The following is a 12,650-nucleotide window of genomic DNA, read 5'->3' on the forward strand; positions in this document are numbered from 1 at the left end:
CAGGGCTCTGGGCCGCGCACCGCGACGAGCAAACCGCTGGGGCCGTGCTAGCGTTCATCTGGTCCCTTTCTCTCGCAGGTGCGCCTCCATGGACGATACGAACATCATCAATGTCGGTACGGAGAAGTTCAACGCACTGTGGGCGACGGTTTCGCAGTACGCGCTCGCATTCGGTGTGAAGATCCTCGTCGCGATTCTCTTCTGGGTCCTGGGCCGCTGGCTGATCAGCTTCGCGGTCGGTCTGGTGGAGAAGGCCCTGGCCCGACAGAGCGTCGACCCGACGGTACTGCGCTACGTCGGCTCCTTCATCACCGTTACCCTGAACATCCTCCTGGTGGTCGGCATCCTCGGCTACTTCGGCGTGCAGACCACCAGCCTCGCCGCACTGATCGCCGCCATCGGCCTGGCCATCGGCATGGCCTGGTCGGGCCTGCTGGCAAACCTGGCGGCCGGCGGCTTCATCATCGTGCTGCGGCCGTTCAAGGTCGGCGACTTCGTCAGCGCCGGCGGCGTGACCGGCACCGTCAAGGAGATCGGCCTGTTCGCCACGGCGATCAACACCCCGGACAACGTCCTGACCCTGGTGGGCAACAACAAGATCTTCAGCGACACCATCCAGAACTTCACCCACAACACCTTCCGCCGCGTGGACCTCAAGGCCCAGCTCTCCGGCGCCGCCGACTACGCCGCCGCCGCCGCGGTGCTCAAGGAGCGCATCGCCGCGATCCCCAACGTGCTGAGCGACCCGCCGGTGGATGTGGAAATCCTCGAGTTCAACCTCGTCGGCCCGGTGCTCGCGGTGCGCCCGTACTGCCACAACGACAACTACTGGCAGGTCTACTTCGACACCAACCGCACCATCAAGGAAGCCCTGGGCACCGACTTCCCGGCACCGATGCCGGCGCAGACGGTGATCGTCCAGCAGTCGACCAGCGGCTGATCCAGGCTGCCATGAAGCAGGCCACCCTCGCGGTGGCCTTTCTTTTCCGCGCGCTGACGGCTGGCAGGAACTCGCGGACCAGTGGCTGTCGCCGCCGATTACCTTCGCTGAGCTGCGCCCGATCGCCGGCGCCGGGCAGAAATTTCCCGAAGGATTCCGGGCGCGGTCTGGCTGACCGGCCCCTCGTTCCCCTCGCACTCTAGGAACCGCAGCGCCGTCAGCGGCGATGCGCAATCCGTTCCGCGGCGAGGCGAAAGGCATGGACAGTCGCTTGCCGGCCAGGGGGTTCTCCCTGGTCGAACTGCTCGTTTCAGTGCTCATCCTGTCCGTCGGCCTGCTCGGGCTGGCGGGGTTGCAGAGTGTCAGCGTCGCTGCCGGTTACAGCTCGCTGCAACGCTCGCAGGCCTCGTGGCTGGCCAGCGAGATGACCGATCTGCTGCGGGCGAACCCGACCGCGGCACGGGCGGGCGCCTACAACCTCGACTTCGCCGAACCTGGCGCGGGGTGCCCGTCCAGCGTCGCTGGCAGTCGGGCGCAGCTCGATCTCGGCCAGTGGCGCAAGGCGCTGTGCACGGCACTGGGAGACTCGGCCAGCGGTCTGGTGCAGGTGTCGCGCGCCGGTGAGCTGTACCGGGTGGAGGTCGGCGTGCGCTGGGACGACAGCCGCACGCAGCGCCGGCTCGCCGACGAGGTCGAGCACTGGGCGACCTTCACCTACCGCACGGCACTCTGACATGGCCTGCCCTGCGCAGCGTGGTTTGTCGCTGGTGGAACTGCTGATTGCCATGGCCCTCGGCCTGGTGCTGTTGGCGGGTGTGCTGGAGGTGGTGCTGGGCAGCAAGCGGACCTACCAGGCCAGCCAAGGCCTTGCCGAACTGCAGGAAAGCGGCCGTTTCGCCCTCGACATCATCGCCCAGGATTTGCGCGCTGCCGGCTTTGCCGGTGCCTGTCCGGCCGGGCTGGTGAATGCCAGCGGCTTCAGCGCGGCGTCATTCGCCCTGCAGCACGGCGGCATCGAGGGCTACGGCAGTGGGATGAGCGAGCCGGACTGGCTGCCGTCCCGAAGGCTGGCGAACACCGATGCAGTGTTGCTGCGCTATGTCGGCGAACCGGCGCTGGCGGTGAGTTCGATCACCGGCAACCAGGCGCGGCTGGCGTCTTCCGCTGCGGTGGTCGGGGTGCCCTACCTGCTGTCCGATCTGCAGTCCTGCCTGCTGCTGCGCAACGACGGCAGCGCGACCACGCTGGCCGCAGACCGCCCGCTGACGCATTTCCTGGCAGCGGCCAGCCGCGCCTACCGCTATCGCTACGTCATCTACTGGATCGGCAAGGGCGAGGATGGCACGCCGGGGCTCTTCGCCAGCGATAACAGTGCGAACAATGGTCTGCCGCAGAGCAGCGAGCTGGTCTCCGGCGTTGCGGGGATGAGCCTGCGCTATGGCGTCAGCGCTGACGCTGGCGAAGCGGTCACGGCCTACAGGGCGGCAAAGGAAATGACCGCTGCCGATTGGCGCAGGGTGCGCACCGTTCGCGTCAGCCTGCTGCTGCAGAGCCTCACCCGCAACGTCGACGAAACTCCCACTGCGCTGCTGTTCGACGGCCGGACCCTGGCCGCCAACGCCGAGCGCCGTCTGCGCCTGGTGATGGGCAGCACCACGGCGCTGCGCAATGCCGCAGGAGGTGAGTGATGTGGCGGCGCGCTGAAGGCGGGGCGATCCTGCTGGTCACCCTGGTGATGCTGTTGCTGCTGACCCTCATCGGCCTGGCCGGCATGCGCCTGGCGAGCCTGGAAGAGCGCATCGCCGGCAACCTGCGCGATCGCCAGCTGGCGTTCCAGGCCGCCGAGACGGCGCTGCGGCAGGGCGAGTTGGCGGCCCGCGAGCTGTACCGACAGGCGCGCGCCGACAGCACGGCGTATGACGTTGGTGCGCAGGTCATCCTGGCGGACACCGACCTCGCGCGTCCACCGCGCTACCAGCTGAAGCTGCTGCGGCTGCTGGTCAACGAAGGGCTGGAGGTGGGCAAGGGCCAGTCGGCGTACGGCGTGGCGCTGGAAGTCAGTGCCACGGGCTACGGGGTACGCCGCCAGCCTTCCGGCGAGCCGGTCTCCAGCGCGCGGCTGCTCAGCATCTACTTCATTCGCTGATGGGCGGGCAGGAGGCGGTTGTGGCAGGCAGAGCGATGGGCGTGGTGGCGTTGCTTCTGGGGCTGCTCGGTACGGCCAGTGCCGCGCCGATCAGCCAGTTGCCGTTGCAGCACGGAGGTGGCGCTGCGGGCAGCTTGCTGCTGTTGCCCTCGACGGCGCACTCGGCAATGGCCGCCGCGGCTCATCCTGGCGAGCGCTACGCTCCCGCGCTGGCCTATGTCGGCTACTTCGATCCGGACAAGTGTTATGGACAGGAGCCCGCGCAGCTGTACTTCGTCCCCCAGGGAGCGGCACTCGGACACCTGTGCACGGGGGCCTGGAGTGGCAACTTCCTCAACTGGGCGACAGCCCAGCGCCTCGACGTGCTGCGCGCCGCGCTGACCGGCGGTGACCGCTACCTCGACGGCGGCGATGGCGTGACCGTGTTGCAGAAAGCGCGCAACACGCGGGTCGACGGCCAGTTCACCGATCGGCAGGTATCGGCTCGAGAAGTGGCGGGGGCAACACCGTTTTCCGGATCGGCCCTGTATCTGCGGATTGCCGGGCAGGATCGCGATCTGCTGTTCAGCCGCAGTCCGGCGTTTCCCGGTGAGCCACAGGAGTATCGAAGCGGAGCCCTGCTGGAGGCGAGCGCAAGCTATCGACTGCCGGTGCGGGTGCAGGTCTGCGTGGTGGGCATGCTGGAGCGCAACTGTCGCCGCCATGGCCCGGGGTTCAAGCCCGAAGGGTTGCTGCAGCGCTACGCCGGACGGTTGCGCTTCAGCGTAGTGGCCCGCTCTGGCGGCGATGGGACCGCGGCGCTGCAGGTAGAGCAACGGTTCATTGGTCCGCAACGGGATGACGGTAGCGCAAATCCCCTGGCGGAGTGGTCGGCGCAGGGCGTGCTGCTGGCCAACCCTGACCGTGATGCTGGCGGCAGCAGCGGCGTGATCATCTATCTCAACCGCTTCGACGAGGTGGGATTGCGCCAGGCGGATGATCCGGGCGAGTCGTTGTATGCGGCGATGCGTTACCTGCGACACCCGGGCAGCTCGGCGGCCGGTACCGCTGCCGGCGATCCGATCAGCCATGCCTGCCAGCGCAACAGCGTCCTGGGCTTCGGTAGCTCGGGTGGGGCGGCGGTCGGTGAAGGTCTGTCGCGACTCGCAGCACCGGATCGGCTGCTCGATCTGCCCCAGGCCAGCCGTCGCGTGGCCTTGCTCGAAGGTGCGACGGCCGGCGGCGCGGCCCTGGATTTTGCCGGTCTCGCCTACGATGCCCATGTCGGCGATCTGCGTCCCGACCTGCCGGGCCGGCAGCGCCTGTCCCTCTACTGGTTGCCCGGCGAAACGGTGGCCAGTGGCAGTGCGCTTTGGTTGGCGACGAAGTACGGCGGATTCAGCGTTCCCGTGGGCTATCGCCATGGGCGCGACCTGCCGTTGCCCCTGGCGTGGTGGAGCGATGCAGGCTCGCCCGGCCCGGAGCATCCGGCCAACCTGCTCGACTCCGCGGCGCCGGAGCGCTGGCACGATCAACTGCAGCGGGTGTTCGTGCGCGCGGTGGAAGAGGGCGCCGACGGCAGCGTCTCGCTCCTTGCGGCAGGAGGTCCCGGAGAGCTGTTCAGTACGCGGCTGGACTCGGCACGTTGGAGCGGCGACCTGTTGCTCTGGCGGGAGGGAATGGCGGCTGCGGTCTGGTCGGCGGCTCGGCGGCTGGATGAGCTGAGCGAGGCCCAGCTGGGCAAACGGAACATCCTCACGGTGCGCACGCCCGAACCTGGGCAGGTGGCGCGCAACGGGGTGTCCTTTGCCTGGAGTGCGCTGGACGGGGCGCAGCGCCTGGCGCTGGCTGCCGATGTCGGCGACGGCGAACAGCGGCTCGCCTACCTGCGCGGTTCCCGGCAGGAGGAGCGCGACTCCGCCACCAGCTCCCGCGCCTATCGGCAGCGCGACAGTCGACTGGGCGACATCGTCCACTCGCGCCCCGCTTACTCCTGGCACGACCCGCAACCCTATGCCGCGCTGCCGCCGCCACTGGGCGACGCGTACCGCGAATTCCTCGCTGGCGACGCCTATCGGCAGCGGGCGCCGCTGGTGGCGGTGGGGGCCAACGACGGCATGCTGCATGGCTTCGATGCACGGGACGGGCGTGAACTGTTCGCCTATGTGCCGGCCGCCGTGTTCGGCCACCTGCGCGAACTGGCGGAGCCGGGCTATGTGCATCGCTTCTACGTCGACGGCTCGCCCACCTTTGGCAATGCCTGGGTTGCCGGGCGTTGGCGCACGTTGCTGGTGGGCACGCCGGGCGTCGGCGGCCGCAGCGTTTTCGCCCTGGACGTCAGCGATCCGCAGCGGCTGCAGCCCGGCAGTGTGCTCTGGGAATTCAGCGCTCCCGAGCTGGGTTACAGCCTGGGCCGTCCAGCACTGCTGGCGCTGGCCTCGGGCCGCTTCGTGGTGGCGCTGTCTTCCGGCGCCAGGGACCTGGAGGGCGACGAGGGCTTTCTCTGGTTGCTCGATGCGGCGGATGGCCAGGCGCTGCGGCGTATCCGCCTGCCCGGCGCCGGGGACCTGGGGCCGGTGACGGCGATCAGCAGCGTCGGTGGCGTGACGGCGGATCGCCTGTACCTGGGGGACAGCCGTGGCCAGGTCTGGCGCGTCGACCTCGCCGGCGAGGACGGCAGCGATTCGGCGATTCCCGCCTCCCTCGGCGGCGGACCGCTGTTCCAGGCGCTGGACGCCAACGGAGCGGCGCAGGCGATCACGGCGCCCCTTGCGGTGGTCGACGATACCGCGGGCGCACTGCGGCTGTTGTTCGGCACCGGCCGCTATTACCGGGTGGGCGACGACCTGGCGGCGCCGGAGAAGGTCGACAGCCTGTATGGCCTCGTCGACAACGGCCAGTCGATTGCCGGGCGCTCGCGATTGGCGCCACGGCGGCTGGCACCGACGGAGCTCGGCACTTCGGAAGATGCCGGGCGCGGCTGGTACCTGGACCTGCCGGCGGACGGCAGCCGGGTGATCGAGCAGGCGCAGGTGCGCTCGGGGCGTTTCGTGCTGTTCAACCTGATCACGCCCGGAAGCGATCCCTGTGACGATCCCTTGCGCCATCGCGCGATGCTGCTGGATAGCTCCAGCGGCAGCGAGCCCGACGCAGCACGGGCGACGACATTGGCCGCTACCGGTGCGACGCTCGAACAACCCTCTGCGGTGCTGCTGCAACCGGGGGAAGAGGGCGGCGTTCGCTGGTCGACCCTGGACGAGCAGGGCGCCCCGCGGACGCAACAGCTCGCCGTGCCGAACGACAGCGGCCGCAAGGCCTGGCAGGAGTTGCGCTGAGATGAAGGCTGTCCGCGCTATGGGCGGCGGCTTCACGCTGCTGGAGCTGCTCGTCACCCTGGCGCTGATGGGCATCCTCCTGGCCATCGCCCTGCCGAGCTACCAGGAACACATCCGTCGTGCCGGCCGGGTGGAGGCGCAGAAGTCGCTGGTGGAGCTGGCTCAGTACCTGGAGCGCTACTACAGCAGCCAGGGCAGCTACCGCGAGGCGACCCTGCCCTTCCTGCGCTCCCCGCGTTCCGGCGGGCCGGTGCGCTACCGGCTGGGTTTCGGCGACGTCCCGGATGCCGCCGGATTCACGCTGATCGCCGAACCCCAGGGCAATATGGTGGACGACCGCTGCGGCACGCTGACGCTGACCAGCAGCGGGCTGCGCGGCGCGGCGGCGGAGCGCTGCTGGTAGCGGCGCCTCAGGTCGGCGTGCGGTCCACCCACTTGGGTGCGGCCAGTGGCTTCCAGGCGGCCAGGGCGCTGACCAGCTCGGCGGGGCTGGCGGCGCGCTGCAGCATGTCGCGGTGCGGCTGGCGCACGAAGCGCTCCTGCACCAGGTGGTCGAGGAAGGTCAGCAGCGGGTCGAAGAAGCCGTTCACTTCCAGCAGTCCCAGCGGCTTGGCGTGGTAGCCCAGCTGACCCCAGGTCCAGACTTCGAAGAGTTCTTCCAGGGTGCCGAGGCCGCCGGGCAGGGCGATGAAGGCGTCGCTCAGCTCGGCCATGCGAGCCTTGCGCGCGTGCATGCCGTCCACCACTTCCAGGCGCGTCAGGCCGCTGTGGCCGACTTCGGCGTCCTTCAGGCTCTGCGGGATGATGCCGATGACTTCGCCGCCAGCGGCCAGCGCGGCATTGGCCACCATGCCCATCAGGCCCACGGCGCCGCCGCCGTAGACCAGCTGGATGCCGTTCTCGGCGAGGTAGCGGCCGAGGGCTTCGGCAGCTTCCTGGTAGATCGGGGTGGCGCCGGGGCTGGCGCCGCAGAATACGCAGATGGAACGCAAGGTCATGGATCACTCCTCTTCAAGCGGGCCTCGTCATGCTGGCCTCGTTTTGCAGGCCGTCAGGGTAGCGGCAGAGCGAGGGGCGACCAAGCCGAAAATCCGCTACGCCAATTCGCTGCGACGAAAACTGCCAGCGCTCGCCGCCTGGGCGTAGCAGGCGAGCAGGTCGTGCAGCAACGGGCTTTGTAACAGGGGGAAACGGTGCATGGCGCGAACTCCTGTTGGGCCGGGGGGAGGCGTCTATGCTAGGCGGGGTGCGCTGATCTGCCTCGTTGATCCTGCCGATCGACCTGATAGACAGTTCGAAGCTTGGCTCGTGGCCGATGGCCATTGATGCAGATCAGGGGAACCCCGATCACGATCGGGCAGTCTTCCCTATCAGGATTCTCCGCCCAACCTGCCTAGGAGGCATGTCATGTTCCGTAAACTCGCCGCTGTATCCCTGCTTGGCCTGTTCAGTGCCCCGCTGCTGGCCGCCGAATGCTCCGTGGACATCCAGGGCAACGACCAGATGCAGTTCAGCACCAACGCCATCAGCGTGGACAAGAGCTGCAAGAGCTTCACCGTGAACCTGTCCCATCCGGGCAGCCTGCCGAAGAACGTCATGGGCCATAACTGGGTGCTGACCACCGCCGCCGACATGCAGGGCGTGGTGACCGATGGCATGGCCGCCGGCCTGGACAAGAACTACATCAAGGATGGCGACACCCGCGTGATCGCCCACACCAAGATCATCGGTTCCGGTGAGAAGGACTCGGTGACCTTCGACGTCTCCAAGCTGAAGGCCGGTGATGAATACACCTTCTTCTGCTCCTTCCCGGGCCACTCGGCCATGATGAAGGGCACCCTGACCCTGAAGTGATCCGGGCTTCCTGAGCCAGGAAATCCGCTATCCGAAGAGCCCGACCCATGGTCGGGCTTTTTATTTCATGAAAGAACGTTACCGTGTTCCTGCCTGAGAACTCGACGGGGGACCCATGTACCACGGTGAACGCTTCAACGCCTGGACCCATCTGATCGGCGCCGTGCTGGCGCTGGTGGGCGGCATCTGGCTGCTGGTGGCCACCAGCCTGCTCGGCGAGCCGCTGCGCATCGTCAGCGTGGCAATCTACGGCACGACGCTACTGCTGCTCTACAGCATTTCCACGCTCTACCACAGCGTGCGCGGCCGGGCGAAGGTGATCCTGCGCAAGCTCGACCACCTGTCGATCTACCTGCTGATTGCCGGCAGCTACACGCCCTTCTGCCTGGTCACCCTGAAAGGTCCCTGGGGCTGGACGCTGTTCGGCATCGTCTGGTCGATGGCGGTGATCGGCATGCTGCAGGAGATCAAGCCGCGCTCCGAGGCGCGGGTGCTGTCGATCATCATCTATGCGGTGATGGGCTGGATCGTGCTGATCGCGGTCGGCCCGCTGTACCGCGCGCTGGGCGGCGCCGGCTTCGCCTGGCTGGTGGGCGGCGGCGCCTTCTACACCATCGGCATCATCTTCTTCGCCTACGACAGCCGCTTCCGCCACTGGCACGGCATCTGGCACCTGTTCGTGATCGCCGGCAGCCTGCTGCACTTCATCGCCATCTGGCGCTACGTCATTCCCCAGCATTGAGCACCGGCGGTGCGGGATCGCTCCCGCACCGCCAACTGCCGCGCTTACGGCGCGGTGGGCAGGACGCGCTTGTGGCGGGTCTTCTCGAAGGTGCGGACGATGATGTCGAAGGCTTCCTGGCCGACGTCCTGGCCGTGCAGGAAGGCGTCGATTTCCTGGTAGGTCACGCCGTGGGCGTGCTCGTCCGGCTTGCCGGGGGCGAGGTCTTCGAGGTCGGCGGTCGGTACCTTTTCCACCAGATGCTCCGGCGCGCCGAGGCTGCGGGCGATGCTGCGCACCTGGTTCTTCACCAGGCCGGTGAGCGGGGCGAGGTCGCAGGCGCCGTCGCCGAACTTGGTGAAGAAGCCCATCACTGCTTCGGCGGCGTGGTCGGTACCGACCACCAGACCGGCGCGGGCGTTGGCGATGGTGTACTGGGCGACCATGCGGATGCGTGCCTTGGTGTTGCCCAGGGCGAAGTCACGGGTGGCCGGGGCCAGGCCTTCCAGGGCCTGGGTCTCGGCGGCCAGCGCCTGCACGGCCGGGCCGATGTTCACGGTGTGGCGCTCGTCGGGGGCGATGACGTCCACCGAGTCCTGGGCGTCCTGCTCGTCGCCCTGCACGTTGTAGGGCAGGCGCACGGCGAGGAAGCGGTAGTCCGGGTTGCCGCTCTCGGCGCGCAGGCCTTCCACGGCGCGCTGGCAGAGCATGCCGGCGGTGAGCGAGTCGACGCCGCCGCTGATGCCCAGCACCAGGGTCTTCATCCCCGAACCCTTCAGGCAATCCTGGATGAAGCCGACGCGGCGCTGGATCTCGGCCTGCAGCTCGGCGTCGGACTGGAAGGGCGGCTGCACGTTGAGTTCTCTGGCGATGGCGGCCTGTCTGTCTTTCATCTGGAGGGCTCCTGTGGAAAGCGGAAAAGGGGTTACACCGGCACCTTGAACACGTGGCGCAGGTAGGCGACGAAATTCTCGTCGCGGCATTGGGTCTTGCCCGGGGTGTCGGAAATCTTCGCCACCGGGTGGCCGTTGCAGGCGGTCATCTTGATCACGATGTTCATCGGTTCCACGCCGGGGATGTCGCAGGTCAGGTTGGTACCGATGCCGAAACTGACGTTGATCTTGCCACGCAATGCGCGGAAGAGCTGCAACGCCTTGGGCATGTCGAGGCCGTCGGAGAACACCAGGGTCTTGGTCAGCGGGTCGATGCCCAGGCGGCGGTAGTGGACGATGGCCTTCTCGGCCCAGACCAGCGGGTCGCCCGAATCGTGGCGCAGGCCATCGAAGAGCTTGGCGAAGTACAGGTCGAAGTCGCTGAGGAAGGCGTCCATGGTAATGCAGTCGGTCAGCGCGATGCCCAGCTGGCCGCGGTATTCGCGCACCCAGCAGTCCAGTGCGGCGATCTGGCTGTCGATCAGCCGCGGGCCGAGCTGCTGGTGCGCCATCAGCCATTCGTGGGCCATGGTGCCGATCGGCTTCACGTCGAACTCGCGGGCCAGGTGCACATTGCTGGTGCCGACGAAGCGGCCGGGGAAGTCGCGCTTCAAGATATGCACGACTTCTTCCTGGGTGCGGTAGGAGAAGCGCCGGCGGGTGCCGAAGTCGGCCACCTGGAACTCCTTCAGCTCCTCCGCGCTGGCGTTGTCGGCGAGCCAGTCGAGCTTGCGGTAGAGCTGCTCGCCGACCTGTTCCAGCACCACCTCGCGGTAGCGATAACGATTGCGTACCTCGCTGACGATGGCCAGCAGCGGCACCTCGAAGAGGATCACATGCAGCCACGGCCCGCGCAGGCGGATGGCCAGTTGGCCGTCCTCGATGCTGGTGTGCACGTAGCGCAGGTTGAAGCGGAACAGGCTGAGGAAGCGGATGAAGTCCGGCTTGATGAACGGGATGCGCTCGAGGAAGGCCAGTTGGTCCGGCGTGGCTTCCAGCTCGGCCAGGCGCTCGATCTGGTAGCGGATTTCCGCCAGGTACGGGCGCAGGTCCTCGGCGTTGCGGCAGCGGAATTCCCACTCCACTTCGGCGTTGGGATAGTTGTGCAGCACCGCCTGCATCATCGTCAGCTTGTAGAAGTCGGTGTCCAGCAGGTTCTGCACGATGCTGTCGGCAAACACGCTCTCGGCCATGATCAATTCTCCCTGATGCCCATGAGGGCGTCGTCCAGTTCGTTCTCGTTCGCACAGAGCACCACGCCGGCTTCACGCATCGCGGTGCAGGCGGCTGCGGCGGTGTCCTCGGCAATGGCGCGGCAGGCTGGCAGGTACAGCAGCACCTGGAAGCCGGCGCGGCGCAGTTGCAGCGCGGTGGTTTTCACGCAGTAGTCCAGCGCCAGGCCGCCCACCAGCACGTGGCTGACTTGGTTCTGCCGCAGGTATTCGATCACTCCGGTGCTGCGCCGTTCCGCCAGGTCGTGGTAGCACGCACCGTAGGGGTGCAGATCCGGCTCCACGCCCTTCCAGATGAAGAAGTCGTAGTCCATCGGCTGCGGCAGCTCGTCCAGCAGTTCGAAGCCCGGCGTGCCCGGCACGCAGTGGCTGACCCAGGTGAGGTCGGCGTTGGGCAGGCTCAGCGGTTGCAGCATCTGTGCCGGCTCGCCCACTACCCAGGGCGCTTGCGGCGTGTGGGCGTCCTTGCTGCCCAGGCGCAGGCTGGCGCGCTGGGCCATCAGATTGAGGGCGCCGCCGATGGCGTCACCGCCGGGCACCGGCAGCTCGTTGGGGCAGAGCGGGGTGAAGCCCTTCTGGGCGTCTACATCGAAGCTGGCGATCAGGTTCATGGAAGCCTCCGCTTGACCGTTGCTGGCTTGTCGTGGCTACATAATTCACGACGTGAAATAAGTCGTCAAGCAGAAAATCTCTCGAATGTGGATGGTGGTGCATAATTTCTATACGTGGTGAAATAAGTCGCGGCCCTGGCTCGGGCAGAGGAAACAAGGCGAGGAATGGCGATGAGTACCGCTGAAGTGCTGGCCTCCGTGGATATCGTGGCGCTGCGCCTGCATCCCGAGAACGGTCTGGAGCTGCTATTGATCCGTCGCGGCAAAGTACCGTTCGAGGGGCAGTGGGCGCTGCCTGGCGTGTTGATCAACGGCCGCTGCGCAGACCGCGGCCTGGACGATGCGGCCCTGCGCGCGCTGCGCGAAAAGGCGCGGGTGAAGCCGGCGTACATGGAGCAGGTGGCGACGGTGGGTAACGCGGTACGCGACCCGCGCGGCTGGTCGTTGAGCGTGCTCTATCTCGTGCTGGTGGCGCCGGAGACTGAAGTTGCTGCCGCTGACCTGGACTTCGTGTCGCTGGATGCCGTGCGCGGCGAGCGCTTCGCCTTGCCCTTCGACCATACCCAGCTGGTGCAGCAGGCCTGCGAGCGCCTGGCGGGCAAGTCGGTGTACAGCGCGCTGCCGCTGCACCTGCTGCCGGAGCGCTTCACCGTGGCGGAAGCGCTGAAGGCCTTCGAGTGGTCCATCGGCGAGGAGATCCAGCACTCCAGCCTGCGCGGCCGCCTGGAGCGGATGAAGGCGGCGGGTTGGGTCGAGGACACCGGTGAGCGCCACCAGCCGCCGATGGGGCGGCCGCAGCATGTCCTGCGCTTCACGCCGCAGGGGGAGGGGGCGTTTGTGTTTGATCGGAGTTTGTTGGTCTGAAACTCCGGCGCGGAGCTGCCCCTCACCCTAACCCTC

At 67.5% G+C, this 12,650-nt stretch carries 13 protein-coding genes; 9 read left to right on the top strand and 4 right to left on the bottom strand.

Annotated elements, in window-relative coordinates; genetic code table 11:
• Nucleotides 1-88 precede the first annotated feature (88 nt).
• From HNP46_RS27230 to HNP46_RS27255, 6 genes are all read left to right on the top strand, one after another.
• Nucleotides 89-940, top strand: a complete 852-nt coding sequence (locus HNP46_RS27230) for a mechanosensitive ion channel family protein (protein WP_184595241.1) — start codon at nt 89-91, stop codon at nt 938-940.
• A 226-nt stretch (nt 941-1,166) separates the two neighbouring features.
• Nucleotides 1,167-1,673, top strand: coding sequence for a type IV pilus modification protein PilV (pilV, locus tag HNP46_RS27235; protein WP_184595243.1), 507 nt, complete (start codon nt 1,167-1,169; stop codon nt 1,671-1,673).
• Between the two features lies 1 nt (nt 1,674).
• Complete coding sequence (locus HNP46_RS27240; RefSeq protein WP_184595245.1) at nt 1,675-2,628, top strand: PilW family protein; 954 nt, start codon at nt 1,675-1,677, stop codon at nt 2,626-2,628.
• The gene (locus HNP46_RS27245; protein WP_184595247.1) at nt 2,628-3,086 is read left to right on the top strand and encodes a pilus assembly PilX family protein; all 459 of its coding nucleotides are present in this window, start codon (nt 2,628-2,630) and stop codon (nt 3,084-3,086) included. The genes HNP46_RS27240 and HNP46_RS27245 overlap by 1 nt, the downstream gene beginning before the upstream one ends.
• Before the next feature lie 35 nt (nt 3,087-3,121).
• Nucleotides 3,122-6,400: a pilus assembly protein gene (locus tag HNP46_RS27250; protein ID WP_184595249.1), complete on the top strand. Its 3,279-nt coding sequence runs from the start codon at nt 3,122-3,124 to the stop codon at nt 6,398-6,400.
• A 1-nt stretch (nt 6,401) separates the two neighbouring features.
• Complete coding sequence (locus tag HNP46_RS27255) at nt 6,402-6,803, top strand: type IV pilin protein (RefSeq protein WP_184595251.1); 402 nt, start codon at nt 6,402-6,404, stop codon at nt 6,801-6,803.
• Nucleotides 6,804-6,810: 7 nt separating this feature from the next.
• Here the strand turns inward: HNP46_RS27255 and HNP46_RS27260 are convergent, their stop codons facing one another.
• Nucleotides 6,811-7,398, bottom strand: coding sequence for a TIGR00730 family Rossman fold protein (locus HNP46_RS27260; RefSeq protein WP_184595253.1), 588 nt, complete (start codon nt 7,396-7,398; stop codon nt 6,811-6,813).
• A gap of 409 nt (nt 7,399-7,807) precedes the next feature.
• On the opposite strand from HNP46_RS27260, the gene azu reads away from it, so the two are divergent.
• Complete coding sequence (gene azu, locus HNP46_RS27265; protein ID WP_184595255.1) at nt 7,808-8,254, top strand: azurin; 447 nt, start codon at nt 7,808-7,810, stop codon at nt 8,252-8,254.
• 115 nt (nt 8,255-8,369) lie between these two features.
• Nucleotides 8,370-8,996: a PAQR family membrane homeostasis protein TrhA gene (gene trhA, locus HNP46_RS27270; RefSeq protein ID WP_184595256.1), complete on the top strand. Its 627-nt coding sequence runs from the start codon at nt 8,370-8,372 to the stop codon at nt 8,994-8,996.
• Nucleotides 8,997-9,040: 44 nt separating this feature from the next.
• On the opposite strand, the gene nadE is transcribed toward trhA, so the two are convergent.
• The 3 genes from nadE to HNP46_RS27285 are packed head-to-tail and all read right to left on the bottom strand — an operon-like array spanning nt 9,041 to nt 11,750.
• A complete protein-coding gene (gene nadE / locus HNP46_RS27275; protein ID WP_184595264.1) occupies nt 9,041-9,868 on the bottom strand; it encodes an ammonia-dependent NAD(+) synthetase in 828 nt (275 codons plus the stop codon).
• A gap of 32 nt (nt 9,869-9,900) precedes the next feature.
• Nucleotides 9,901-11,100: a nicotinate phosphoribosyltransferase gene (gene pncB, locus HNP46_RS27280; RefSeq protein WP_184595266.1), complete on the bottom strand. Its 1,200-nt coding sequence runs from the start codon at nt 11,098-11,100 to the stop codon at nt 9,901-9,903.
• A gap of 2 nt (nt 11,101-11,102) precedes the next feature.
• Complete coding sequence (locus HNP46_RS27285) at nt 11,103-11,750, bottom strand: nicotinamidase (protein ID WP_184595268.1); 648 nt, start codon at nt 11,748-11,750, stop codon at nt 11,103-11,105.
• 171 nt (nt 11,751-11,921) lie between these two features.
• Between HNP46_RS27285 and HNP46_RS27290 the strand changes: the two genes are divergently transcribed.
• On the top strand, nt 11,922-12,614 hold the full coding sequence (locus tag HNP46_RS27290) for an NrtR DNA-binding winged helix domain-containing protein (protein WP_184595270.1): 693 nt from the start codon (nt 11,922-11,924) through the stop codon (nt 12,612-12,614).
• Nucleotides 12,615-12,650 lie beyond the last annotated feature (36 nt).

Origin of the sequence: Pseudomonas nitroreducens (assembly GCF_014204515.1) — a bacterium.
In the GTDB taxonomy this organism is placed as follows: domain Bacteria; phylum Pseudomonadota; class Gammaproteobacteria; order Pseudomonadales; family Pseudomonadaceae; genus Pseudomonas; species Pseudomonas nitritireducens_A.

Bases quoted from the DNA above. Each gene is read 5' to 3' on its own strand.
- HNP46_RS27290 (WP_184595270.1), top strand. From the start codon at position 11,922: ATGAGTACCGCTGAAGTGCTGGCCTCCGTGGATATCGTGGCGCTGCGC.
- HNP46_RS27250 (WP_184595249.1), top strand. From the start codon at position 3,122: ATGGGCGTGGTGGCGTTGCTTCTGGGGCTGCTCGGTACGGCCAGTGCC.
- nadE (WP_184595264.1), bottom strand. From the start codon at position 9,868: ATGAAAGACAGACAGGCCGCCATCGCCAGAGAACTCAACGTGCAGCCG.
- HNP46_RS27260 (WP_184595253.1), bottom strand. From the start codon at position 7,398: ATGACCTTGCGTTCCATCTGCGTATTCTGCGGCGCCAGCCCCGGCGCC.
- HNP46_RS27285 (WP_184595268.1), bottom strand. From the start codon at position 11,750: ATGAACCTGATCGCCAGCTTCGATGTAGACGCCCAGAAGGGCTTCACC.
- trhA (WP_184595256.1), top strand. From the start codon at position 8,370: ATGTACCACGGTGAACGCTTCAACGCCTGGACCCATCTGATCGGCGCC.
- HNP46_RS27255 (WP_184595251.1), top strand. From the start codon at position 6,402: ATGAAGGCTGTCCGCGCTATGGGCGGCGGCTTCACGCTGCTGGAGCTG.
- azu (WP_184595255.1), top strand. From the start codon at position 7,808: ATGTTCCGTAAACTCGCCGCTGTATCCCTGCTTGGCCTGTTCAGTGCC.
- HNP46_RS27230 (WP_184595241.1), top strand. From the start codon at position 89: ATGGACGATACGAACATCATCAATGTCGGTACGGAGAAGTTCAACGCA.
- HNP46_RS27245 (WP_184595247.1), top strand. From the start codon at position 2,628: ATGTGGCGGCGCGCTGAAGGCGGGGCGATCCTGCTGGTCACCCTGGTG.
- HNP46_RS27240 (WP_184595245.1), top strand. From the start codon at position 1,675: ATGGCCTGCCCTGCGCAGCGTGGTTTGTCGCTGGTGGAACTGCTGATT.
- pncB (WP_184595266.1), bottom strand. From the start codon at position 11,100: ATGGCCGAGAGCGTGTTTGCCGACAGCATCGTGCAGAACCTGCTGGAC.
- pilV (WP_184595243.1), top strand. From the start codon at position 1,167: ATGCGCAATCCGTTCCGCGGCGAGGCGAAAGGCATGGACAGTCGCTTG.